At 53.2% G+C, this 25747-nt stretch carries 20 protein-coding genes; 13 read left to right on the forward strand and 7 right to left on the reverse strand.

Annotated elements, in window-relative coordinates; all coding sequences use genetic code 11:
• The first annotated feature begins 10 nt into the window (after positions 1-10).
• Complete coding sequence (gene dnaJ / locus G5574_RS16855) at positions 11-1153, forward strand: molecular chaperone DnaJ (RefSeq protein ID WP_006117631.1); 1143 nt, start codon at positions 11-13, stop codon at positions 1151-1153.
• A 236-nt stretch (positions 1154-1389) separates the two neighbouring features.
• The gene (nhaA, locus tag G5574_RS16860) at positions 1390-2568 is read left to right on the forward strand and encodes a Na+/H+ antiporter NhaA (protein ID WP_006117632.1); all 1179 of its coding nucleotides are present in this window, start codon (positions 1390-1392) and stop codon (positions 2566-2568) included.
• 344 nt (positions 2569-2912) lie between these two features.
• On the opposite strand, the gene rpsT is transcribed toward nhaA, so the two are convergent.
• Positions 2913-3176 (reverse strand): 30S ribosomal protein S20, encoded by a 264-nt coding sequence (rpsT, locus tag G5574_RS16865; RefSeq protein ID WP_006117633.1) that lies wholly within the window; start codon positions 3174-3176, stop codon positions 2913-2915.
• Between the two features lie 317 nt (positions 3177-3493).
• Here rpsT and ribF point away from each other — a divergent pair, with 317 nt between their 5' ends.
• The 11 genes from ribF (at position 3494) to folA (ending at position 18772) form a co-directional block, all read left to right on the forward strand.
• Positions 3494-4420, forward strand: a complete 927-nt coding sequence (gene ribF / locus G5574_RS16870) for a bifunctional riboflavin kinase/FAD synthetase (RefSeq protein ID WP_006117634.1) — start codon at positions 3494-3496, stop codon at positions 4418-4420.
• A 29-nt stretch (positions 4421-4449) separates the two neighbouring features.
• Positions 4450-7269 (forward strand): isoleucine--tRNA ligase, encoded by a 2820-nt coding sequence (ileS, locus tag G5574_RS16875; protein ID WP_164482936.1) that lies wholly within the window; start codon positions 4450-4452, stop codon positions 7267-7269.
• Positions 7269-7772, forward strand: coding sequence for a signal peptidase II (gene lspA / locus G5574_RS16880; protein ID WP_006117636.1), 504 nt, complete (start codon positions 7269-7271; stop codon positions 7770-7772). Before ileS ends, lspA begins: the two co-directional genes overlap by 1 nt.
• 3 nt (positions 7773-7775) lie before the next feature.
• Positions 7776-8246, forward strand: a complete 471-nt coding sequence (gene fkpB / locus G5574_RS16885; RefSeq protein ID WP_006117637.1) for an FKBP-type peptidyl-prolyl cis-trans isomerase — start codon at positions 7776-7778, stop codon at positions 8244-8246.
• Positions 8227-9177 carry a 4-hydroxy-3-methylbut-2-enyl diphosphate reductase gene (ispH, locus tag G5574_RS16890; RefSeq protein ID WP_054634514.1) on the forward strand — a complete coding sequence of 317 codons (951 nt, stop codon included), beginning with the start codon at positions 8227-8229 and terminating at the stop codon, positions 9175-9177. The genes fkpB and ispH overlap by 20 nt, the downstream gene beginning before the upstream one ends.
• Positions 9178-9389: 212 nt before the next feature.
• A complete protein-coding gene (gene dapB, locus G5574_RS16895) occupies positions 9390-10205 on the forward strand; it encodes a 4-hydroxy-tetrahydrodipicolinate reductase (RefSeq protein ID WP_006117639.1) in 816 nt (271 codons plus the stop codon).
• A gap of 468 nt (positions 10206-10673) precedes the next feature.
• Positions 10674-11822, forward strand: coding sequence for a glutamine-hydrolyzing carbamoyl-phosphate synthase small subunit (gene carA, locus G5574_RS16900; RefSeq protein WP_164482937.1), 1149 nt, complete (start codon positions 10674-10676; stop codon positions 11820-11822).
• A gap of 13 nt (positions 11823-11835) precedes the next feature.
• Complete coding sequence (gene carB, locus G5574_RS16905; protein ID WP_164482938.1) at positions 11836-15066, forward strand: carbamoyl-phosphate synthase large subunit; 3231 nt, start codon at positions 11836-11838, stop codon at positions 15064-15066.
• Between the two features lie 657 nt (positions 15067-15723).
• Positions 15724-16623 carry a GNAT family protein gene (locus G5574_RS16910; protein ID WP_164482939.1) on the forward strand — a complete coding sequence of 300 codons (900 nt, stop codon included), beginning with the start codon at positions 15724-15726 and terminating at the stop codon, positions 16621-16623.
• A 295-nt stretch (positions 16624-16918) separates the two neighbouring features.
• Positions 16919-18058 carry a porin gene (locus G5574_RS16915; protein WP_033740230.1) on the forward strand — a complete coding sequence of 380 codons (1140 nt, stop codon included), beginning with the start codon at positions 16919-16921 and terminating at the stop codon, positions 18056-18058.
• A 231-nt stretch (positions 18059-18289) separates the two neighbouring features.
• The gene (folA, locus tag G5574_RS16920) at positions 18290-18772 is read left to right on the forward strand and encodes a type 3 dihydrofolate reductase (protein WP_006117643.1); all 483 of its coding nucleotides are present in this window, start codon (positions 18290-18292) and stop codon (positions 18770-18772) included.
• A 53-nt stretch (positions 18773-18825) separates the two neighbouring features.
• Here the strand turns inward: folA and apaH are convergent, their stop codons facing one another.
• The 6 genes from apaH to lptD are packed head-to-tail and all read right to left on the reverse strand — an operon-like array spanning position 18826 to position 25638.
• The gene (gene apaH, locus G5574_RS16925) at positions 18826-19683 is read right to left on the reverse strand and encodes a bis(5'-nucleosyl)-tetraphosphatase (symmetrical) ApaH (RefSeq protein WP_164482940.1); all 858 of its coding nucleotides are present in this window, start codon (positions 19681-19683) and stop codon (positions 18826-18828) included.
• Between the two features lie 55 nt (positions 19684-19738).
• On the reverse strand, positions 19739-20116 hold the full coding sequence (gene apaG, locus G5574_RS16930) for a Co2+/Mg2+ efflux protein ApaG (protein ID WP_006117645.1): 378 nt from the start codon (positions 20114-20116) through the stop codon (positions 19739-19741).
• A 3-nt stretch (positions 20117-20119) separates the two neighbouring features.
• A complete protein-coding gene (rsmA, locus tag G5574_RS16935) occupies positions 20120-20941 on the reverse strand; it encodes a 16S rRNA (adenine(1518)-N(6)/adenine(1519)-N(6))-dimethyltransferase RsmA (RefSeq protein ID WP_033740232.1) in 822 nt (273 codons plus the stop codon).
• A complete protein-coding gene (pdxA, locus tag G5574_RS16940) occupies positions 20934-21926 on the reverse strand; it encodes a 4-hydroxythreonine-4-phosphate dehydrogenase PdxA (protein ID WP_164482941.1) in 993 nt (330 codons plus the stop codon). Before pdxA ends, rsmA begins: the two co-directional genes overlap by 8 nt.
• The gene (gene surA, locus G5574_RS16945) at positions 21916-23211 is read right to left on the reverse strand and encodes a peptidylprolyl isomerase SurA (RefSeq protein ID WP_054634509.1); all 1296 of its coding nucleotides are present in this window, start codon (positions 23209-23211) and stop codon (positions 21916-21918) included. Before surA ends, pdxA begins: the two co-directional genes overlap by 11 nt.
• A gap of 54 nt (positions 23212-23265) precedes the next feature.
• Positions 23266-25638: an LPS assembly protein LptD gene (gene lptD, locus G5574_RS16950; protein WP_164482942.1), complete on the reverse strand. Its 2373-nt coding sequence runs from the start codon at positions 25636-25638 to the stop codon at positions 23266-23268.
• Between the last annotated feature and the right edge of the window lie 109 nt (positions 25639-25747).

The following is a 25747-nucleotide window of genomic DNA, read 5'->3' on the forward strand; positions in this document are numbered from 1 at the left end:
GGCTAAATAAATGGCGAAGAGTGATTACTACGAGATTTTAGGCGTCGCCAAATCTGCAGACGAGCGTGAAATCAAAAAGGCGTACAAACGCCTGGCGATGAAATATCACCCGGACCGTAATCCAGGCGATAAAGACGCCGAAACCAAGTTTAAAGAAGCAAAAGAAGCCTACGAAATCTTAACGGACGCCCAGAAGCGCGCGGCCTACGATCAGTACGGTCATGCCGCCTTTGAACAAGGCGGTATGGGCGGAGGTGGATTCGGCGGCGGCTTTGGCGGCGGCGGTGCAGATTTCAGCGATATCTTTGGCGACGTTTTCGGTGACATCTTTGGTGGTGGCCGCCGTCAGCGCGCAGCCCGTGGTTCAGATTTGCGCTACAACATGGAGCTGACGCTGGAAGAAGCGGTTCGCGGCGTGACCAAAGAGATCCGTATTCCGACGTTAGAAGAGTGCGATGTCTGCCACGGCAGCGGTGCCAAAGCGGGGACCAAACCGCAAACCTGTTCGACCTGTCATGGCGCAGGCCAGGTGCAAATGCGTCAGGGCTTCTTCACCGTGCAGCAGGCCTGTCCAACCTGTCATGGCCGGGGTTCGGTGATCAAAGATCCGTGCAACGCCTGTCATGGTCATGGCCGCGTCGAGAAATCCAAAACGCTGTCGGTGAAAATTCCGGCGGGCGTCGACACGGGCGACCGTATTCGGTTGAGCGGTGAAGGTGAAGCCGGTGAGCAGGGCGCACCCGCGGGCGATCTGTACGTTCAGGTGACGGTGAAAAAACACCCGATCTTTGAACGTGAAGAGAACAACCTCTACTGCGAAGTGCCGATCAACTTTGCCATGGCGGCGCTGGGCGGTGAGATAGAAGTGCCTACCCTGGACGGACGCGTGAAGCTGAAGGTACCGGCAGAGACTCAGACCGGTAAGCTGTTCCGTATGCGCGGTCGCGGTGTGAAATCGGTGCGCGGTGGTGCGGTAGGTGACCTGCTGTGCCGTGTCGTGGTGGAAACCCCAGTCAGCCTGAATGACAAGCAAAAAGCGCTGCTGCGTGAGCTGGAAGAGAGCTTTGGTGGACCCAGCGGCGAGCACAACAGCCCGCGTTCCAAAAGCTTCTTTGACGGCGTGAAAAAGTTTTTTGACGATTTAACCCGCTAATCGCACGGACGTATGTCACTAAAGCGGAGAGAACATTCTCCGCTTTTTTTATGCCAGCACCAGGGCGGAGGTACGCCGTTACTTAGGGCCCTGTCTTCTCTTGCCTGCTTTCCTTCTTCTCTTTGCTGTCGCCAAAATGTCGACATTACGTAAAAGCGGATAAATTAGCTTTTTATCAGGTTCAGTGAATCGTTACACTGCTCAGCATTGTGTTTTCCGCTCAGGAGGAGTGCATTTTGTCAAAACCTCGTCGTATCAGGCATTTAATTAAAAGTTTTATTGAGAGTGATGCCAGCAACGGTATGGTGTTAATTCTGGCTGCCGTGGTGGCGATGGTTCTCGCGAACAGTGCGTCTACCGCTCAGGGCTACCAGGCGCTGCTGGAGACACCGGTGCAGATTCGCTTCGGTGAGCTGGATATCAGCAAAAATCTGTTGTTATGGATCAATGACGCCCTGATGGCGCTGTTCTTCCTGCTGATTGGTCTGGAGGTGAAGCGTGAACTCATCTCGGGTGAACTGGCCAGCCGCGATCGGGCCGTCTTCCCGGTTATTGCCGCCTTAGGGGGAATGGCGGCGCCTGCTATCCTGTTTTTACTGTTTAATCACGGTGATGAAATCGCCCGCAATGGCTGGGCCATTCCCACCGCGACGGATATCGCTTTTGCGCTGGGCGTGCTGGCCCTGCTGGGCAGCCGTGTCCCGACGGCCCTGAAAGTTTTTTTGATGGCGCTGGCAATTATCGATGACCTGGGGGCGATTATCATTATCGCGCTGTTCTATACCAGCGATCTCTCAGTCACGTCCCTCAGCGTGGCGGTAGGAGCCATTGTCGTGCTGGCCATCCTGAACCGGTGTAATGTGCGTAATATCGCCGTTTATATGCTGGTCGGGCTGGTGCTGTGGACTGCGGTACTGAAGTCCGGCGTCCATGCAACGCTTGCGGGCGTCGTCGTCGGCTTCTTTGTCCCGCTGGAAGAGAAAGACGGTCACTCGCCGGCTGAACATCTGGCGCATGGCTTGATGCCCTGGGTGAACTGGCTGATTCTGCCGCTGTTTGCCTTCGCCAACGCCGGGATTTCCCTGACGGGGATTACCTTTGGCGATGTGCTGTCACCCGAGCCGCTGGGCATCATCCTTGGCCTGCTGATCGGTAAGCCATTAGGGATTACCCTGTTCTGTTGGCTGGCGGTGACGCTGAGGCTGGCGGTGCTGCCCAATGGCACGACGCTGCGCGATATCATGGCGATTGGCGTGCTGTGCGGCATTGGTTTTACGATGTCGATCTTTATCAGCTCGCTGGCTTTTGATGCGGCTCATGAACAGCTGGTGACATTCTCGAAGCTGGGGATTCTGAGCGGTTCACTGCTCTCGGCCGTACTGGGTTACACGTTATTGCGATATAAACTGCGTTAAACGAAAGGAGGCGTAAGCCTCCTTTTGCCTTCCCCGACGCGGTTATGCAGCCAGGGCGAACATAACAGATTACCTTTTTGCGTACGGGGATAACGCGAAAAGGGCAGATATCGGATCGGGACGGCACAGGCTGAATTATGGGCACCTACCGCTTATGCCTGATAGCGTTTTCCCGTCGTCCGTGGGCTATCCGTTGTCACAGAAAGGCGAGCTTTGAAGCGGTTCGCCATCTGCGCGGGCTGTCCGGCAAGGAAGCGGGAAAGAGGAAGGTCGGCGGTGAATCGCAGACATAAAAAAACCGGCTCAGAGCCGGTTCTTTCAACAAAGCGATAAACAAAAGGCGATTAAGCCAGTTTGTTGATCTGTGCAGTCAGGTTTGCTTTATAACGTGCAGCTTTGTTTTTGTGGATCAGACCTTTAGCAGCCTGACGGTCCACGATTGGTTGCATTTCATTAAATGCATTCTGCGCAGCAGCTTTGTCGCCTGAAGCGATCGCCGCGTATACTTTCTTAACGAAGGTACGCATCATAGAGCGACGGCTTGCGTTATGCTTGCGACGTTTCTCAGATGTTACGGCACGTTTCTTAGCTGATTTGATATTAGCCAAGGTCCAACTCCCAAATATGTTCGATAGAGACAAATCAAAGGCCGAGGACTATGCCTTTTGGACCTTCTGTTGTCAATGGATTTGTGCAAATAAGCGTCGTTCACAAGTGATAACCTGCACGACACTCGGTTACGTATTTGATGGCGCAAGATTCTACCAGCTTCTGTGTCCTGAATACAGTATTTCGCAACAAAATTCTCTTTGTGGCTCTGCGTGCCGGTAAATACGGCCTGTTACGCATGAAAGGCGTGTTCACGGGTTAACCTCGGCGGCTTTCGAGGGTATAATCCGCCGATTTCCACCGGTTTGAGTCAGCCATGAAGTTTATCCGCGGTATTCATAATCTTAATGCGCAGCATCACGGCTGCGTTCTGACCATTGGTAATTTCGATGGTGTGCACCGCGGCCATCAGGCGCTGATGGGGCGGTTGATGGAAGAAGGCCGGAAACGTCAATTGCCGGTCATGGTGATGGTGTTTGAACCTCAGCCGCTGGAGCTGTTTGCCGGTGGCAATGCCCCTGCCAGACTGACCCGCCTGCGCGAAAAACTCAGGTACCTGGCAGAAATCGGCGTGGATTATGTGCTGTGCGTGCGGTTCGACCATCGCTTCGCCGCACTCTCGGCGCAAAGTTTTATCAGCGAATTGCTGGTGAGCAAACTGGGCGTGAACTACCTGGCCGTTGGGGATGATTTCCGCTTTGGCGCTGGTCGGCAGGGGGATTTCCTGCTATTACAGAAAGCCGGAGTAGAATACGGTTTCGACGTCGTCAGCACAGAAACGTTTTGCGACGGCGGTAAACGCATCAGCAGCACGGCGGTGCGTCAGGCGCTGGCTGAGGACAATCTGGCGCTGGCGCAGTCGCTGTTGGGCCATCCTTTCAGTATCTCAGGGCGCGTGGTGCACGGTGATGCACTGGGACGCACGCTGGGATTCCCTACTGCCAATCTCCCTTTACGCCGCTGCGTCTCGCCGGTCAAAGGCGTGTATGCGGTAGAAGTCGAGGGCCTGGGGCCGAAACCCCTGCCCGGCGTCGCCAACATTGGCACGCGCCCGACAGTAAAAGGTTTACGCCAACAGCTTGAAGTTCACCTGTTGGACATCAATATGGATCTCTATGGTCGCCACATTGATGTGGTATTGAAGCAGAAAATACGAAACGAGCAGCGCTTTGCTTCACTGGACGCGTTGAAAGAGCAAATTGCGAAAGACACGGTAACGGCCCGACAATTTTTTGGCCTGTAACCTGAGCAAAAAACGGAATCGAGAATCTGATGAGTGACTATAAATCTACCCTGAATTTGCCGGAAACGGGGTTCCCCATGCGTGGCGATCTGGCCAAACGCGAACCGGGAATGCTGCAGCGTTGGTATGATGACAATCTTTACGGCATCATCCGCGAAGCCAAAAAAGGGAAAAAAACCTTTATCCTGCATGATGGCCCTCCTTATGCGAACGGCAGCATTCATATTGGTCACTCTGTTAACAAGATTCTGAAAGACATTATCGTCAAGTCGAAAGGCATGGCGGGCTACGATTCACCGTATGTGCCGGGCTGGGACTGTCACGGTTTGCCTATCGAGCACAAAGTTGAGCAGATGATCGGTAAGCCGGGCGAGAAAGTCACCGCCGCCGAATTCCGCGAAGCCTGCCGTAAATACGCGGCCGAACAGGTTGAAGGACAGAAAGCCGACTTCATTCGTCTGGGCGTGCTGGGCGACTGGGATCGTCCTTACCTGACGATGGATTTCACGACCGAAGCGAATATCATTCGTGCGCTGGGCAAAATCATCGGTAATGGCCACCTGCACAAAGGTGCCAAGCCGGTGCACTGGTGCATGGATTGCCGCTCTGCGCTGGCGGAAGCGGAAGTTGAGTATTATGACAAAACGTCGCCCTCCATCGATGTCATGTTTAATGCCGTGGATGCGGATGCCGTGCGTGCGGCATTTGGAGTAACGGCCTCAGAAGGCCCCGTTTCGCTGGTCATCTGGACAACCACGCCGTGGACCATGCCTGCTAACCGCGGCATCTCTCTGCACCCCGAATTTGACTATCAGCTGTTGCAGATTGAGGGCCGCACCCTGATCCTGGCGAAGGATCTGGTTGAGAGCGTCATGAAACGCGCGGGCGTCAGCGACTGGACTGTGCTGGGTACCTGCCAGGGCGCAGCACTGGAGCTTCAACTGTTCCAGCACCCTTTCCTGGCGCAGATCCAGTCGAAGGTGGTTCTGGGCGATCACGTGACGCTGGATGCCGGTACCGGTGCGGTTCACACAGCACCGGGTCACGGTCCGGATGACTATGTGATCGGTCAGAAATACGGTCTGGAAACGGCGAATCCGGTTGGGCCTGATGGCGCTTACCTGCCCGGTACCTATCCCGGGCTTGACGGCATTAACGTCTTTAAAGCAAACGAGTTGATCGTTGAACTGCTGAAAGAGAAGGGCGCGTTGCTGCATGTTGAAAAACTGCTGCACAGCTACCCGCACTGCTGGCGCCATAAAACCCCGATCATCTTCCGTGCTACCCCGCAGTGGTTTATCAGCATGGATCAGAAAGGCCTGCGCGCGCAGTCCCTGAAAGAGATTAAAGGCGTTCAGTGGATCCCGGACTGGGGCCAGGCGCGTATTGAATCCATGGTCGCCAACCGTCCTGACTGGTGTATTTCCCGTCAGCGTACCTGGGGCGTCCCAATGGCGCTGTTCGTCCATAAAGAGACCGAAGAACTGCACCCGGACACCCTGTCGTTGATGGAAAAAGTGGCGCAGCGCGTTGAGCAGGACGGTATTCAGGCATGGTGGGATCTCGATCCCCGCGATCTGATGGGCGATGATGCCGACAACTATGTGAAGGTGCCGGATACGCTGGACGTCTGGTTCGATTCAGGATCGACCAGCTATTCCGTCGTGGATGCGCGCCCGGAATTTGGCGGTAATACGCCGGATATGTATCTGGAAGGATCGGATCAGCACCGTGGCTGGTTTATGTCCTCGCTCATGATCTCGACAGCGATGAAAGGCAAAGCGCCTTATCGTCAGGTGCTGACGCATGGCTTTACCGTTGATGGTCAGGGCCGCAAGATGTCCAAATCCATTGGTAATACCGTTGCGCCGCAGGATGTGATGGATAAGCTCGGGGCAGACATTCTGCGCCTGTGGGTTGCTTCGACCGATTACTCGGGCGAAATGGCCGTTTCTGACGAAATCCTGAAGCGCTCTGCCGATGCCTATCGTCGTATCCGTAACACGGCGCGTTTCCTGTTAGCGAACCTGAGCGGCTTTAATCCGGCCACCGATCTGGTTAAACCGGAAGAGATGGTGGTGGTCGATCGCTGGGCGGTAGGACGTGCGCAGGCGGCGCAGGCGGATATCGTGGCTTCCTACGAGCACTACGATTTTCACGAAGTGATTCAGCGCCTGATGCAGTTCTGCTCCATTGAGATGGGCTCCTTCTATCTGGATATCATCAAAGACCGTCAGTACACCGCGAAAGGTGACAGCCTGGCGCGCCGTAGCTGTCAGTCTGCGCTGTGGCACATTGTGGAAGCGTTGGTGCGCTGGATGGCGCCGATCATGTCTTTCACAGCTGATGAGATCTGGGGCTATTTGCCGGGCGAGCGCGCGAAGTATGTGTTCACTGAAGAGTGGTACACCGGCCTGTTTGGTCTGCCTGAAAACGAAGCGCTGAACGATGCGTACTGGGCTGAACTGCTTAAAGTGCGCGGTGAAGTGAACAAGGTGATTGAGCAGGCACGTAGCGATAAACGCATTGGTGGCGCGCTGGAAGCCTCTGTCACGCTGTATGCTGATGCCGAGCTGGCGGCGAAGCTGAAGGCGCTGGGTAATGAGCTGCGCTTTGTGCTGCTGACCTCCGGTGCTGAGGTTGCCGACTACGCTCAGGCTGACGCTGATGCGCAGCAAAGTGAACTGGTAAAAGGTCTGAAAATCGGCCTGCACAAAGCCGAAGGCGAGAAATGTCCGCGCTGCTGGCACTACACTAGTGACGTCGGTCAGAACCCTGAGCACGCTGCGGTGTGCGGTCGCTGTTACACTAACGTAGCCGGAAACGGTGAAGAGCGTAAGTTTGCCTGATGAGTAGACCTGTTTTCTCCACCGGATTGCGCTGGCTGTGGCTGGTGCTGGTTGTTATCGTTGTTGATTTTGTCAGCAAGCAGTGGGTAATGAACAACATGATGCTGCATGAAACGCAGCCGCTGATGCCGTTCCTTAACCTGTTTTACGCGCACAATTACGGCGCGGCGTTCAGTTTCCTCGCGGATAAAGGCGGCTGGCAGCGCTGGTTCTTCGCCGGTATTGCGCTGGCGATTGTGGTGTCGCTGCTGGTGATGATGTATCGCAACAGCGCCCAACAGAAGATCGCCAACAGTGCTTATGCGCTCATTATCGGCGGCGCTGTCGGTAATCTGTTTGATCGTGCGTATCATGGCTTCGTGGTGGATTTTATCGATTTCTATATCGGTAACTGGCACTTTGCTACATTTAATATCGCTGACTGCGGCATCTGTATCGGTGCGGCGTTGGTGGTGCTGGAGGGGTTTTTTAATCCGTCCAGCAAGCAGGTTAAAAAAGGGTAAACCATGTCTGAGTCTGTACAGCGCGACAGCGCGGTGTTGTTGCATTTCGTTCTGAAGCTGGAAGATGGCTCAGTGGCGGAATCCACCCGCGCCAGCGGTAAACCTGCGCTGTTTCGTCTGGGTGACGGTAGCCTGTCCGGCGCGCTGGAACAGGCACTGCTGGGCTTAAAAGCCGGGGATAAACATCAGTTCTCACTGGCACCGGAAGAGGCGTTTGGCGGTGTCAGTCCTGATCTGATCCAGTACTTTTCGCGTCGCGACTTTAATGAAGCGGGCGAGCCTGAGATTGGGGCTATTATGCTGTTTACCGGCATGGGCGGCAGTGAAATGCCGGGCGTGATTCGCGAAATCAATGGTGATTCGATCACCGTTGATTTTAACCATCCGCTGGCAGGCCATCGCGTTCAGTTTGACATTGAGGTGCTGGAAATCGATCCGGTACTGGAGGCGAACCATGCAAATTCTGCTGGCTAATCCACGTGGTTTTTGTGCTGGCGTCGATCGCGCCATCAGCATTGTTGAAAACGCACTGACGCTGTTTGGTGCGCCGGTCTATGTGCGTCATGAAGTGGTACATAACCGCTACGTGGTGGACAGCCTGCGCCAGCGCGGCGCAATTTTTATTGAGCAAATCAGCGAAGTGCCGGATGGTGCTATCCTGATTTTCTCTGCCCATGGCGTTTCTCAGGCGGTACGTAACGAAGCGAAAAGCCGTGATCTCACGGTCTTTGATGCGACCTGCCCCCTGGTGACCAAGGTGCACATGGAAGTCGCGCGCGCCAGCCGCCGGGGCGAAGAGTCGGTGCTGATTGGTCACGCCGGGCACCCGGAAGTCGAAGGCACCATGGGGCAGTACAATAACCCCAAGGGCGGCATGTATCTGGTGGAGTCCCCGGATGACGTCTGGAAACTGGACGTTAAAGATCATGACCGGCTGTCTTTCATGACGCAAACCACGCTGTCGGTCGATGATACCTCTGAAGTGATTGATGCGTTGCGTGCCCGTTTCCCGAAAATTGTCGGCCCACGTAAAGATGATATTTGCTATGCCACGACAAACCGGCAGGAAGCGGTAAGGGCACTCGCTGAAGAGGCGGATGTCGTGCTGGTAGTCGGATCTAAAAACTCGTCAAACTCTAACCGTCTGGCCGAACTGGCGCAGCGCATGGGTAAAGCGGCTTATCTGATCGACGATGCAGAGGATATCCAGCCCGAATGGATCGCCGCGGCCCGCTGTGTTGGCGTCACCGCGGGTGCATCGGCGCCGGATATTCTGGTGCAGAATGTCATCAGCCGTCTGCAGGCGTTAGGTGGCGGCGAAGCCAGAGTCCTGGAAGGGCGGGAAGAAAATATCGTGTTTGAAGTCCCCAAAGAGTTGCGGGTTGATGTCCGCAACGTGCAGTGACAACAAACCTGTAGTAGCAAAAAGGCCGACTCTGTTCGGCCTTTTTGCTATCCGCCGCCCGGCCAACGACGAGGTGAAATTGCTTTTACTGATAATCGCCTTCGCCTGGCATAAAAATTCTTATTATCCCCGAGAAAAAGTGGCGCAGTTGTTATCTCATGGTTAACCTGATTGCGCTTGCATGCATAGTTTTGTTTTAGGAATGAATAAATATGAAGAATATCCGCATTGCCATCGTGGGTGCGCCGGGACGCATGGGCCGTAACCTGATTCAGGCGGTCGTTCACGCCAACGGCGTTGAGCTGGGCGCGGCACTGGCACGTCCGGGCTCGTCATTAATCGGCACCGATGCTGGTGAACTGGCGGGCGTGGGCAAACTGGACGTTCCCGTTGTCGATGATCTGCGTGCTGTGATGGATGATTTTGACGTCTTAATCGATTTCACCCGTCCCGAAGGGACGCTGGCCTACCTGGCACTGTGCCGTGAACACCGCAAGGCAATGATTATTGGTACGACCGGATTTGACGAAGCCGGTAAGGCGGCGATTCGTGATGCGGCAACAGAGACGGGGATTGTCTTTGCGGCGAACTTCAGCGTTGGCGTCAATCTGGTTCTGAAGCTGCTGGAGAAAGCCGCTACCGTGATGGGCGATTATGCGGATATTGAGATTATCGAAGCGCATCATCGTCACAAAGTGGACGCTCCTTCAGGAACGGCGCTGGCCATGGGGGAAGCCATTGCCGACGCCATGGACTGGAAACTGGCTGATCATGCCGTTTACAGTCGCGAAGGGCACACCGGCGAACGTAAGGCTCAAACCATTGGTTTTGCAACAGTGCGAGCCGGTGACATTGTCGGCGAACACACGGCCATGTTTGCAGACGAGGGAGAGCGTGTAGAGATTACTCATAAGGCGTCAAGCCGTATGACGTTTGCTAATGGCGCGGTTAAGGCGGCATTATGGGTAAGTGCGAAGAAAAAAGGGCTTTACGATATGCGTGATGTCCTTGATTTAGCCAGTTTATAATGGGTTTTACCTGTGTGATGTGGTGATTTCAATCGCTAATTCATTGATTGAAAAAGGGCAATAATATTATTGCCCTTAATTTTGTAAAAAATAAGCCTCTTGTTTATTTTTGCTGTATAAATGCTCATAAACTTGTTTCTTCTCTCTTCATCTTGACGGTGAACCTGTTAAATTTGACCATTTGGTCAAAATTCATAGCCTTCTCAGGCAGAATAATGCTTCTCAACGATGAGCAAACGATTATTTGATTGTGTTTTCCCCTGTTTTTGTCCCTTATCCTCTTTTTTTCCGCTCTGAGCCTGAAAAGATGTTAAAAAAGTGGCTTCAGGGTGGACAAGTACCAGAGCGATCATTAGAATGCGCGCAATTTGCCAAAAATTGACCACTCAGGCCGTTTTTGCATTGATTCAGATCATCATTATGAATTAATATGCAGATATTGTGACTGTTTATTCCCTGGAGGATGTTTTGATTAAGTCAGCGCTCTTGGTTCTGGAAGACGGAACCCAATTCCACGGTCGGGCCATCGGGGCTACAGGGTCGGCAGTGGGGGAAGTCGTTTTCAATACGTCAATGACTGGTTATCAAGAAATCCTCACTGATCCTTCCTATTCTCGTCAAATCGTTACTCTCACTTATCCTCATATCGGCAACGTTGGTGCCAACCCCGCCGATGAAGAATCCAGCCAGATTCACGCTCAGGGGCTTGTCATTCGCGACCTGCCACTTATTGCCAGCAACTACCGCAGCGAAGAGAGCCTGTCAGCCTATCTGCAGCGCAATAACATTGTTGCTATTGCCGATATTGATACACGTAAGCTGACGCGTCTGCTGCGCGAGAAAGGCGCACAGAATGGCTGCATTATCGCGGGCGACAATCCGGATGCCGCTCTGGCCTTACAGAAAGCGCAGGCCTTCCCGGGGTTGAAAGGGATGGATCTGGCGAAGGAAGTGACGACGGCAGAAACCTATACCTGGTTGCAGGGGAGCTGGACGCTGGAAGGGGATTTACCTGCGCAGACGTCAGCAGAAGCGCTGCCCTACCATGTTGTGGCTTACGATTATGGCGCTAAGCGCAATATTCTGCGCATGCTGGTCGACCGCGGCTGCCGTCTGACGGTTGTCCCGGCTAAAACGCCCGCCGAAACCGTTCTGGCGATGAATCCGGATGGCATCTTCCTGTCAAACGGTCCGGGTGATCCGGAGCCCTGCAATTACGCCATTGAGGCGATTGAAGCCTTTCTGAAAACCGACATTCCGGTGTTTGGCATTTGCCTTGGCCACCAGTTGCTGGCACTGGCCAGCGGCGCAAAAACCGTAAAAATGAAGCTGGGTCACCACGGTGGTAACCACCCGGTGAAAGATCTCGATAACAATCGCGTCATGATTACGGCACAGAACCACGGCTTTGCGGTGGATGAAACCCATCTGCCCGCCAATCTGCGGGTAACGCATATTTCGCTGTTTGATAAAACCGTGCAGGGTATCCATCGCACCGACAAGCCTGCGTTCAGCTTCCAGGGCCATCCTGAAGCCAGCCCGGGGCCGGGTGATGCCGCACCGTTATTTGACCACTTTATCGAGTTGATTGACGCATTCCGTTCGAAAGCAAAGTAATCAGGAGCTAATCATGCCAAAACGTACAGATATAAAATCCATCCTGATTCTTGGTGCCGGTCCGATTGTGATCGGTCAGGCCTGCGAATTCGACTATTCCGGTGCCCAGGCCTGTAAAGCCCTGCGCGAAGAGGGTTACCGCATCATTCTGGTGAACTCGAACCCGGCGACCATTATGACCGACCCGGAAATGGCCGATGCAACCTACATCGAGCCGATTCACTGGGAAGTAGTACGTAAGATTATTGAGAAAGAGCGCCCGGATGCGGTGTTGCCAACCATGGGCGGCCAGACGGCGCTGAACTGTGCGCTGGAGCTGGAACGTCAGGGCGTTCTTGACGAGTTTGGCGTAACCATGATCGGTGCCACGGCCGATGCGATCGATAAAGCGGAAGACCGCCGCCGCTTCGACGTGGCGATGAAAAGCATTGGTCTGGATACGGCGCGCTCCGGTATCGCACATACGATGGAAGAAGCGCTGGCGGTGGCTGCCGATGTCGGCTTCCCCTGCATTATTCGTCCGTCGTTCACTATGGGTGGCACCGGTGGCGGTATCGCGTATAACCGCGAAGAGTTTGAAGAGATCTGCGAACGCGGACTCGATCTTTCGCCTACCAACGAGCTGTTAATCGACGAATCGCTGATTGGCTGGAAAGAGTATGAGATGGAAGTTGTGCGTGACAAAAACGACAACTGCATCATTGTCTGCTCTATCGAAAACTTTGACGCCATGGGCATTCACACCGGTGACTCCATTACGGTGGCGCCCGCACAGACGCTGACCGACAAAGAGTACCAGATCATGCGTAACGCCTCGCTGGCGGTACTGCGTGAGATCGGCGTGGAAACCGGTGGCTCCAACGTCCAGTTCGCGGTGAACCCGAAAAATGGCCGTCTGATCGTCATCGAGATGAACCCGCGTGTGTCACGCTCTTCAGCGCTGGCATCGAAGGCCACCGGATTCCCGATTGCAAAAGTGGCCGCGAAACTGGCGGTAGGCTTTACGCTGGATGAACTGATGAACGATATCACTGGGGGACGCACACCAGCCTCGTTCGAGCCGTCTATCGATTATGTCGTGACAAAAATTCCTCGCTTCAACTTTGAAAAATTTGCCGGTGCGAATGACCGTCTGACCACCCAGATGAAATCGGTGGGTGAAGTCATGGCGATTGGCCGTACTTTCCAGGAGTCGGTGCAGAAAGCACTGCGTGGTCTGGAAGTGGGAGCTAATGGTTTTGACCCGAAAGTGCATCTGGACGATGCGGAAGCGTTGACCCGCATTCGTCGTGAGCTGAAAGATGCCGGTTCGGATCGTATCTGGTACATCGCGGACGCGTTCCGTGCAGGCATGTCGGTCGATGGCGTATTTAATCTTACCAATATTGATCGCTGGTTCCTGGTGCAGATTGAAGAGCTGGTTCGCCTGGAAGAGCAGGTAGCGCGTGAAGGCATCAATGGCCTTAACGCGGATTTCCTGCGCGCGCTGAAGCGCAAAGGTTTTGCCGACGCACGTCTGGCAGCCCTGGCGGGCGTCGCGGAAGGCGAGATTCGTAAACTGCGTCAGCAGCATCATCTTCACCCAGTCTATAAGCGCGTGGATACCTGTGCGGCGGAATTTGCAACAGATACCGCTTATATGTACTCCACCTATGAAGAAGAGTGCGAAGCTCATCCTAATCAGGATCGCGACAAGATTATGGTGCTGGGTGGTGGACCAAACCGTATTGGTCAGGGCATTGAGTTTGACTACTGCTGTGTCCACGCAGCACTGGCGCTGCGTGAAGATGGCTATGAAACCATCATGGTCAACTGTAACCCGGAAACCGTGTCCACCGATTACGACACTTCTGACCGCCTCTACTTTGAACCTGTCACGCTGGAAGACGTGCTGGAAATCGTGCGCATCGAAAAACCGAAAGGCGTTATCGTGCAGTACGGTGGACAAACGCCACTGAAACTGGCTCGCGCGCTGGAAGCGGCAGGTGTGCCGGTCATTGGCACCAGCCCGGATGCCATCGATCGCGCAGAAGACCGTGAACGTTTTCAGCAGGCGGTTGACCGTCTGAGTCTGAAGCAGCCAGCTAACGCCACCGTCACCACGCTGGAGCAGGCGGTTGAAAAAGCGGCGGGCATTGGTTATCCGCTGGTGGTCCGCCCGTCTTATGTCCTGGGCGGACGCGCCATGGAAATTGTCTACGACGAAATCGACCTGAAACGCTATTTCCAGACGGCGGTGTCAGTGTCCAACGATGCGCCGGTCTTGCTGGATCGCTTCCTGGATGATGCCGTCGAAGTCGATGTGGATGCTATCTGCGACGGTGAGCGCGTGCTGATCGGCGGTATCATGGAACATATCGAGCAGGCTGGCGTTCACTCGGGTGACTCGGCCTGTTCTCTGCCGGCCTACACTTTGAGTCAGGATATTCAGAATGTCATGCGTCAGCAGGTTGAAAAACTGGCGTTTGAGCTGAATGTGCGTGGCCTGATGAACGTACAGTTTGCGGTCAAAGACAACGAAGTTTACCTGATTGAAGTTAACCCGCGTGCGGCGCGTACCGTCCCGTTCGTGTCAAAAGCAACCGGCGTTCCGCTGGCAAAAGTGGCAGCCCGCGTAATGGCAGGCAAAACGCTGGCGGAGCAGGGCGTCACCAAAGAGGTGATTCCACCTTACTACTCTGTCAAAGAAGTGGTGCTGCCGTTTAACAAATTCCAGGGCGTTGACCCGATTCTGGGACCTGAAATGCGTTCAACCGGGGAAGTCATGGGCGTGGGCCGAACCTTTGCTGAGGCGTTTGCCAAGGCGATGCTGGGTGCGCAAAGCAACATGAAGAAAACCGGACGTGCGCTGCTGTCCGTTCGTGAAGGCGACAAGAAACGTATCGTTGATCTCGCGGCGAAGTTGCAGAAGTTTGGTTTTGAACTGGATGCGACGCACGGTACGGCTGTGGTACTGGGCGAGGCCGGTATTAACCCGCGCCTGGTGAATAAGGTTCACGAAGGCCGCCCGCACATTCAGGACCGCCTGAAAAACGGTGAGTACGCCTATATCGTAAATACCACAGCAGGTCGTCAGGCGATTGAAGACTCCAAGCTGATTCGTCGCAGCGCACTGCAATATAAGGTGCATTACGACACGACGCTGAACGGTGGCTTCGCAACGGCAATGGCGCTAAATGCCGATCCAACCGAAAAAGTCATTTCGGTGCAGGAGATGCATGCGCAAATCCTTGCGCATAAATAGCGCAGACTGAGCGCTCAGGCCCCTGTCGGGAGCCTCTGCCATAAGCAGAGCACTTCTGGCAGGGGCTTTTTTTTGCAGTACGTCCAGTTCACATCGCATGTGTTTACACGATGTGCCTGTAAAGCTGATGCAGAGAGAGTTGTATTGCAACAGCCTGACCAGCGCGCCTTTTCTGTCTCACGCCACCATTCGCACCCCGTCTAAATGCGGCTGTGGCTCTCGGCCATGCGTCATCACAGCCCACAGGTTTAAACGGCGCTGTAATATTCCAGATATGCTCTGAATCAAATGAAAAGTTTATTTTATAAAAAATAAGAATGCTGTGTTGCCGATGGATCATCCGTTTAAAAAAGATTAATTATAAGTTAATTCCTTTTTCATGTTTAATTGGTTTCAGCTAGCTATTCATCAAATTGTTTATTTTTCTTGTTGCTCTTGTTTTTAATATTGCTCGTCAGGCCTCGCCCTGTTATTTTAAATCATTGCCAATAAATCAACGAAATCTAAACGGGATGCCATTATTATATAAAGTCGCGAATAACAAACTGTTCTGTTGTTGTGCTTAACTTTACAATGCGGAATTGGTTAAGGCCATGCTGTTCCGGAGTGCCGACAGGTACTGTAAACCTTTTTCGCTAATATAAGTGCGTATTTACCATGTTGATCCCCAGTTTTTTCAGATGGGAGCAGTGCTCTTTTAACGACTATCAAAAAGCGTGTGATGATTTTGGGTACAACTGTGAGTCAGCGCCGGAATTTATCGCTTTCCGGATGCGCCATCAGCAGCCTTTCACGTTTTATGCCTATAAGGTGAAAGGGGCTATGGTAGGGAGCGTTTGCGTTGAAAAAGGCTGGCTCGCCAACGATGGTAAAAACCCTCAGCGTTCGCTTCCTGCGCTACTGACCCCATCAACATCCGTTTATATACCCTTTTGTCGCGACACCAAAACAAAGGTCCTTTTGCCCTTTCGTTGTAAGTCGTTGCATCATCTGCACGGTAATACGTTTCTTAATGCGTCTTATCGTTTGTTGAGCAAGAATAAAGCAGCATTGACGAAAAATCCTGCTGTCGACTTCTCACGAAAAACTGTCTCAACCCGCGAACGCGAATTAAGAAAATTCCTCGCTGATGGCGGAAGTTTGCTTAATGTAAATCATCTTGATGGTGAGCATATTTTTGAGGTTTTCGAAGCGTTATATCGCGCGAGACGAGAGCAGCCAATCGCTGAAAGAGACATCAATAAAGCCTTTTTCCGTGAGTTCCAGCACTGCTTCAAAGGGCATATGATGTTCCTGAACAATGAGCCAATCGGGCTGCAATTACTGGTCTCTGTAAATAGCCAGGTTGGCATGTTTGTGGACTTTATCAATATTGGCTACCGGATGGACAGCAATGCGGGCGCAGTGGGGACGATGCTGATGTGGAAGAATCTTACCTCTTTGCATCAGGAGGCGTCTGATAAACAGGTTCCTCTCTATTATTCCTATGGTTCGATGTCAGGAGAGTACAAAAACAGATGGTGCCATGCTGTGCCTAATGGACGCGTCATTATCTGAAGTCAGTGCGTTGTGAGAACGCGTCTTATCTTCAATAACAGTTACCAGGCGGGCCTGTTTCTCTTACCGTTTTTCAGGAAATGACTGAGGCAAAAAAGCCGCACGATGTCTGATACGATTCCGGCAAAAGAGAGAGGTGGGTAAACAATTTAAGAAATTTGATTTAATTATTATCAAATCATGCCTGATTCGCTTTTTCGCACGAATTTATAATACAAAGTACTACCAAGTCATGCATGGCCAATGTAATATCCTGCCCGCTCATGAAGAGAGCGTAAACAGGATATTCATAACAATGAAAGCGCGTAATTTTGCACTGAGTGCAGTGGCTGCACTGTTGGCTCTGGTCACGTTTTCCAGCCAGGCTGAAATCACTCTTCTTAAACAAGACCCACAAGCAGGCGATCCCCTTAGCCGTCTCGATTTCAAATTTGGTGGCAGCATTCGCCCCCAGTTTAATCATCAAACCGGCGTCAACGATAAATCTTACAAGCGTAATGGCTTTGACGGCGGATCCCGTTTCCGTTTCAGCGCCGACTACTACCTGTTCGATGATATTAGCTGGACCAGCTACTATGAACTGGGCGTTAACATTCCGGCCGTGTTCAACTGGGATAATCACTACGCTGAAGGTGCGCACGAGACTACTCGCCGCCAGCTTTATACCGGCCTGAAAAGTAAAACCTGGGGCCAGTTAACCTTTGGTCAGCAGAACAGCGTTTATTACGATGTTGTGGGTGCCAAGACGGATATCTGGGATTACGACATGCTGGCCCAGGCACCGGGCAACGGCATTAACGGTGATTACGATGGTTCCTACCGTTCTCGTAAACAGCTGAAATACAAAAACAGTTATGGGGCAGTCGATCTTTACGCCTCTTACCTGTTTAGCGATAACGAGTATCTGCCGGGCAACGGGCTGCGCTATAAGCGCCAGGGCGGTGGCTCGCTGGGTGTGAATTACAATATTACGCCTACCCTGGCATGGGGTACGGCCTGGAACTACACCCGCGCCAGCATGCGTAATCCTGCTACTGGCAACAGTAAAGATTACGACCAAAACATTTTTGGAACAGCATTGAGCTGGACGCCAGGTAACTGGACCCTGTCAGCAGGGGGTGGCTGGTACCAAAACTTCCTGACCACCAAACAGCGCAACGTGAATAACTATTTTGCGGATGATGCCTGGGGCATCGAATATTACGCCGGATATAAAATCCCGGTGGCGCAATATGGTGTCAAAGCCGTTCAGCCTTATGTCATGGGTGACCGTTTAGAATATGCGAATGGCCGTAACTACCAGCGCATCGACAATGGTCTGGGCGTAACGCTGTTCCTTGACTATGGTTTCCGTGTGGATTACGAACATGTCTTCACGTCCAGCACGGATAATCAGGGCGACATGAATCTGGTTCGCTTCCGCTACGATTTCTGATAATCCCAACGGCTCCGTCTGGAGCCGTTTTATTCTCTGTGTTTATCACGCACTCACGTCATTATCTGGCGATTTAAGGGTTATAACCGCGATTTTTGCGGAGTAAAACCCTGTACAAACTCTGAAAGGCGGTGTCTATGCCGCTTTATTTAAGAAGCCCGTTCCTGCTATCGACGAAGGTTTAACCTTTACGTATCATGGCGCCTGTTTTTTTTCAGCGAGCTTTTTAACATGATTAGTCTTATCGCGGCATTAGCAGCAGATCGCATTATTGGAATGGAAAACGCCATGCCGTGGGACCTGCCTGCAGATCTGGCGTGGTTTAAGCGCAACACACTGAAAAAGCCCGTCATTATGGGCAGGCTGACTTTTGAATCGATTGGCCGGCCTTTACCGGGCCGGTTGAATATTGTGGTCAGCAGTAAACCCGGTCACGCAGAAGGCGTTACCTGGGTAACGTCGCTGGATGACGCAGTAAACGCTGCGGGCGAAGCTGAAGAGATCATGGTCATTGGCGGCGGCCGCATTTATGAACAGATGTTAGCCCGCGCTGACCGCCTTTATCTGACGCATATTGATGCTGAAGTAGAAGGGGATACCCAGTTCCCGGACTACGAACCGGATGAATGGCATTCTACCTTTAGCGAATTCCATGACGCTGACGAGCAGAATTCGCACAGCTACTGCTTCGAGATCCTCGAACGACGTCGTTAATGGGGATCGAAAAACGCCTTGTTGTTGGGACAAGGCGTTTTTATGGCGGTGGATCAGCTGGCTGACTGTTGGGGTGACAGATCGTCTGGTACAGAAAGCTGGCGGTTGGAAGGCTGAACATAATAACGCTGCGTTTCCCAGTGCAGCAGGGTCAGATTCCCACCCCAGCAGCAACCGGTATCCAGACCGATAATGCCCTCTGGTGTCCCTTTGCCTTCCAGTGATGCCCAGTGCCCAAACACAATGGTGTGATCGCGGGCAACGGGCCCTTCAATCGTAAACCAGGGTTTAAGCGGTGGCGGCGCTGATTCAGGCGCATCCTTACAAATCATATCGAGCTGTCCGTTTGGGAAGCAAAAACGCATACGGGTCAACGCGTTAGTAGAGAAACGTAGCCGCGACAGGCCGGACAGGGATTCGCTCCAGTTATTCGGCATGTCGCCATACATGGCATCAAGGAACAGCGGATAGCTGTCACTGGCCAGGACGGCTTCGACTTCACGCGCGCAGCGTTGCGCCGTCTCCAGATCCCACTGCGGCGTAATGCCCGCATGGCCCATCACCAGCTTCTTTTCTTCATCAACCTGCAGCAGAGGCTGCCGACGTAGCCAGTTGATCAATTCATCTGCGTCTTCCGCTTCCAGCAGTGGCGTCAGGCGATCTTTAGGTTTATTGCGGCTGATGCCGGCATAAACGGCCAGCAAATGCAGATCGTGATTGCCCAGAACCAGGCGAACGCTGTCTCCCAGCGATTTGACGTAGCGTAGTACCTCCAGCGAGCCGGGCCCACGTGCGACCAGATCACCTGTCAGCCACAAGGTATCCTGACCAGGATCATAGTTCACCTGGTTTAGCAGAGCACGTAATTCATCATAACAACCGTGAACGTCGCCAATCAGGTAAGTATTCATTGTGAATTATCCAACTAAAAACAGTCGCCCGTTAGTCGGGCGAAAGGCATCAGGTTCAGTGAATATGGCTTTCAACAGCCAGGCGGAAAACGGGGATGTCGACGTGAAACGTATCGCCTTGCTCATCCACCATCACATAGTGGCCCTGCATCGTGCCCATAGGCGTTTCAAGCACCGCGCCACTGGTATATTGGTATTCACTACCGGACGCAATGTGTGGTTGTTCACCGATTACGCCTTCACCCTGAACTTCTGTTTCACGTCCATTGCCGTTGGTGATCAACCAGTAGCGCCCGAGCAGTTGCACAGAGGAGCGGCCTAAATTGCGGATCGTAACGGTATAAGCAAAAACATAACGCTCTTCTTCCGGTGAGGATTGCGAGGCGACATAAAGGCTTTGGACGTGGATCGATACGCGGGCCGGTTCACTCATAGGTTACTCCTGCGGTTTATCCAGATGGTCTGCCAACCAGTTTGCTAACTGACAATATTGCGCAACCGACACGTTTTCTGCACGCAGGCCCGTATCGATCGACAAGTCTTCCAGCGCACCCGCAGTTACCATATGGCTCAGGCTGTTACGCAGCGTTTTACGACGTTGGCCGAACGCTTCCGTGGTAATACGGCTTAAAATACGCACGTCTTTTACCGGATGCGGTGGCGTCATAAAAGGCACCAAACGTACTACCGCTGAATCCACCTTAGGAGGCGGCGTAAAAGCGTGCGGTGGCACTTCCAGCACCGGGATGACCTGGCAGTAATACTGCGCCATGACGCTCAGGCGACCATATGCTTTGCTGCCCGGACCGGCCACCAGGCGATTAACCACTTCTTTCTGCAGCATGAAGTGCATATCTTTAATCGAACCAGTATAGCTGAACAGATGAAACATCAGCGGGGTCGAAATGTTGTAGGGCAGATTACCAAAGACGCGTAGCGGCTGGCCTTTCTCTTTAGCCAGCGCGGCAAAATCAAAGGTCATGGCATCCTGCTGATAAATCGTCAGCTTAGGACCTAAAAACGGATGTGTCTGCAGGCGGGCTGCCAGATCGCGGTCAAGCTCCACAACCGTTAAGCTGTCGAGACGTTCGCCGACCGGTTCAGTCAGGGCACCGAGGCCCGGCCCAATCTCGACTAACGCTTCGTCGCGTTGCGGATGAATGGCGGAGACAATGCTGTCGATAATGTATTGATCGTTCAGGAAGTTCTGCCCGAAACGTTTACGGGCGTAGTGCCCCTGATGGACGCGATTATTCATTACTGCTCTTGATCATAGTGATGGCGAGATTAAGCGCCGTGATAAAGCTGCCCGCGTCAGCCTGACCCAACCCGGCTAGTTCAAGCGCGGTGCCGTGATCGACTGAGGTACGGATAAACGGCAGGCCGAGGGTAATATTTACCGCGCGACCAAATCCCTGAAATTTGAGAACCGGTAAGCCCTGATCGTGATACATCGCCAGCACCGCATCGGCATGTTGCAGATATTTGGGCTGGAAAAGTGTGTCCGCGGGCAATGGGCCAGTCAGCTGAATACCCTGCTGGCGGAGTTCATTCAGGGCCGGGATAATCGTGTCTATCTCTTCCCGACCCATGTGGCCGCCTTCACCCGCATGAGGATTCAGCCCACAAACAAAAATATGCGGCTGGGCGATCGCGAATTTCTCTTTGAGATCCTGATGCAGGATGGTGATCACTTCATGCAGGCAATCCCAGGTGACGGCGTCAGCGACCGCTTTTAACGGCAGGTGCGTGGTCGCAAGCGCGACGCGTAACTGCTCTGTTGCCAGCATCATGACCACGCGATGCGCGCCTGCACGCTCGGCAAAGAATTCGGTATGGCCTGTAAACGGTATCCCCGCGTCATTGATCACGCCCTTATGCACAGGGCCGGTAATCAATGCAGCAAACTCACCGGACAAGCAGCCGTCGCAGGCGCGAGCCAGCGTTTCCAGTACATAGTGACCGTTGTCGACACAAAGCGTACCGGGTGTGACGGGCTGCGGGAGTTCAACGGGAAGGACGGTGAGTGTACCGGCCTGCTGGGGCACTGGAGGCTCGGCAGAATCGTAAAGACGAAGGGTCAGAGGCAAACCCAGCAATGCGGCGCGCTGCAGCAAGAGCTGGGGAGACGCACAAACGACCAGCTCAACAGGCCAGGCCTGTTGAGCCAGTTGCACAGCCAGATCGGGACCAATCCCGGCGGGTTCGCCGGGCGTAATCACCACACGACAATCACTGCGCATTGTTATCCAGAATTTTCACGTAAGCCCCTGCACGCTGCTCCTGCATCCAGGTCTGCGCTTCTTCCGCGAACTTGCGGTTGAACAGCATGCGGTAAGCACGCTCTTTCTGGGCTGCATCCGTTTTATCAACCTGACGCGTGTCCAGCAACTGAATCAAATGCCAGCCGAAAGAGGAATGAACGGGCTGGCTAATTTCCCCTTTTTTCAGGCGTAGCAGCGCATCGCGGAACGCCGGGTCAAAGACTTCAGGCGAGGTCCATCCCAGATCGCCGCCCTGGTTAGCCGAGCCCGGATCGTCAGAGAATTGTTTTGCGGCGGCCGCAAAAGTGGTTTTACCGCTGCGGATATCGGCGGCAATTTGTTCCAGCTTCGCGCGGGCCTGATCGTCAGTCATGATCGGTGACGGCTTCAGCAGAATATGGCGTGCATGCACCTCGGTGACAGAGATGTTTTTGCTTTCGCCACGCAAATCGTTCACTTTCAGAATATGGAAGCCCACACCGGAACGAATCGGACCAACGATATCGCCTTTTTTTGCCGTGGCCAGAGCCTGAGCAAACAGCGTCGGCAGCTCTTCAATTTTTGACCAGCCCATATTGCCGCCTTTCAGGGCCTGGGAGTCAGCGGAGTAGGTAACGGCCAGTTTGCCGAAATCAGCACCGCCCTTCAGTTCGCTCACCAGCTGTTTTGCCAGTTTTTCCTGGTCGTCAACCTGCTGTTGTGTCGGGTTTTCAGGCAGCGGCAGAAGAATGGTGCTGATATTCATCTCTGTCCCTTGAGTATTCTGCGCACCCACCTGTTTTGCCAGCGTATCCACTTCCTGTGGCAGGATGGTGACGCGACGGCGGACTTCGTTATTACGGACTTCAGAGATCAGCATCTCTTTACGAATCTGCGACCGATACGTGTTGTAGTCCATACCGTCATAGGCCAGACGACTGCGCAGTTGATCGAGGGTCATGTGGTTTTGTGCTGCAATATTCTGAATGGCCTGATCCAGCTGCTGATCGCTGATTTGCAAACCGGCTTTATCGCCTAACTGCAGAATGATCGCGTCCATAATCTCACGCTCAAGGATCTGATGGCGTAAGGTTTTATCGTCCGGTAGCTGCTGGCCGGCCTGTTTCGCCTGAGATTTAACGGTGTTCATCATGCTGTCCACGTCACTCTCAAGGACCACGCCGTTATTAACCACAGCTGCAACTTTATCAACCACTTGTGGTGCTGCGAACACGGTGTTGGCACTGATCGCCACACCAAGAATCAGCATTCTCCAGTTCTTCATACTTTATCCATTATTGGTTCCGCACTGCGGGATTGCCTGTCAAACATCACAACATCAGAATGCACGCTGGTAAGGGATGATCCCCTGACTCAGCATCTGGCCAGTGCCCAGGCCATAATTCGAGCTCAGGCCACGTAACTCAATGTTGAATGAGATTTGGTTGTCGTACTTACTGTCGTTGTTTTCCCAACCGTTGATTTTACGTTCATATCCCAGACGAATCGCGTAGCAACACGAGCTGTACTGCAGGCCAACCAGCTGTGATGCCGGGCGATTATTGCGCGTATCGTAGTAATACGCGCCAACCACCGACCAGGCATCATGAATTGGCCAACTTGCCGTGGTGCCAACCTGTGAAATCCCGTTTTTATAAATCGGGTTATTCACCAGTGAGCTGTCGTTAAGCGCAGAAGCAACATACTCCGGGCTGCTGTAACGGTAGCTCAACTGCACCATACGGTCAGCATCACGACGGTATTCCAGCACGGTATTGCCCTGCGCCACGTTATTCAGGCGGGTATCGTATTGCAGCCCGCCACGCACGCCCCAGCGTTCGCTGATCTTCCAGTACGTATCCCCGGCCCAAAGAAGACTGCCGGTATCGTCATCTTTATTGGTCTGGTTAACGCCTGTACGTGAAGGCGTGAACGAATAGATTTGACCCACAGAAACGTTAAAACGTTCAACCAGATCATTATCATAAATTCGTGTAGTCACACCGGTCGCGACCTGGTTCGCTGAGGCGATGCGATCCAGACCGCTGTAAGAGCGATCGCGGAACAGGCCGGTGTAGTCCGTTTGCAGCAGCGTGGAGTCGTAAGGATAGATGTCGCTCTGGTCCCGATACGGGATATACAGGTACTGAACCCTTGGCTCCAGCGTTTGGGTGTAACCCTGTGCCCAGTCCATATCACGATCAAATACCATGCGCCCATCAACTTTAAACTGCGGTAATGTGCGGTTGACGGAGTCTTTCAGGACACCGCTGGTAGTGCTGGTGGGGGCAAAGTTAGCGTTGTAGTAATCAACATCTTTTTGCTGATAGTGCGTGGCCAGAAATTTGGCTTCAGTATCCAGGCTGGCCCAGCTGTTTGATAACGGCAGATCGAGCGTAGGTTCAACATGTAAACGCGTGGTTTCAGGGAACTTGCTGTTTACATTGACAAATTTCACAGCCTGAGCATAGACCCGCGTGTCGAACGGACCGACATCGTTCTGGTACCAGTTCAGGTCAAGTTGCGGGAAGGCACGATAGACATTGCTGTTACTGGTATTACCAAAAATCTGGAAATCTTTGGTCGACAGGGCTGCGTCCCAGTTAGTATCCGCATAACCGACGCTGAATTTCTGTGAGGCATAGCCGTCGGTGGACGTGTAATAGGGTGACGTCAAATCGTTGAAATAGAACGGATCGCTGACTTTGGTATAGTCGGCGTTAAAGCGCCAGTGCTGGTCATATACACCGGCATGACGCCAGTAAAACAACCAGCGATCAGAACTGTCGTTCTGCGCGATTTGACGTAACGCTTTATCATTGTCGTACTGCTTGTCTGAGGCCAGATAGTCAAATTCGACCAGGCCTGCGCCCGCTTCTGTGAGGTAACGGAATTCGTTCTGCAATTGCAGACCACGTTTACTCATATAGTGCGGCGTAATGGTGGCATCGGCCTGAGGCGCGATGTTCCAGTAGTAAGGTAGAATAAACTCGAAACCGTTACTGCTGCCGTATTTGGCATTAGGGATCAGGAAGCCTGAGCGGCGCCGATCGCCCAGCGGCAACTGCAGATACGGGCTGTAAAACACCGGAACCGGGCCAAGCTTAAAGCGCGCGTTCCAGATCTCTGCCACTTCTTCCTGGCGATCCTGAATGATTTCGGACCCCGCCACGCTCCAGCTGTTACTGCCGGGCAGACAGGACGTGAAGGTGCCGTTTTCCATGATGGTGTAACGGTTTTGTCCACGCAGCTTCATTTGATCGCCTGTACCCCGCCCCTGGCGGCCGACCATCTGATAATCACCGTCCCAGACGTTAGTATCTTTGGTGTTAAGATTCGACCAGGCTTTCGGACCTTTCAGGATGACCTGATTATCGTCGTAGTGCACATTACCTAGCGCATCGACGGTCCGGACGGGCGTCGTCTGACCTTCTGGCTGGCGTTGGTGAAGTTGCACCTCATCAGCCAGCATGCGGCTGTTGCCCTGGCTGACGTCTACATCACCTTTGAAAATGGCATCATCAGGATAGTTGCCTTTCACGGAATCCGAGTGAATAGTAACGGGCAACTGATTGGGATCGCCATTGACCAGAGGGCGATTATAACTCGGCACGCCTAACATACACTGCGACATTAAATCGTCGGCGAAGGCTTGCTGGCTAATGGCTGCGCCGATCAGGGTGGCCAGCAGAGTAGGTATACGTTTTTTCATACGCGGTATCGAGAATTCCATGAAAACTGGCATCATGCCGACAATCGGGTCAGAGACTAACGCACTGCCTGGCGTTGCGCCAGTGTTAATCCTTTTCTGTCCGCGCTGC

The organism is Pantoea stewartii (assembly GCF_011044475.1).
GTDB lineage: Bacteria > Pseudomonadota > Gammaproteobacteria > Enterobacterales > Enterobacteriaceae > Pantoea > Pantoea stewartii.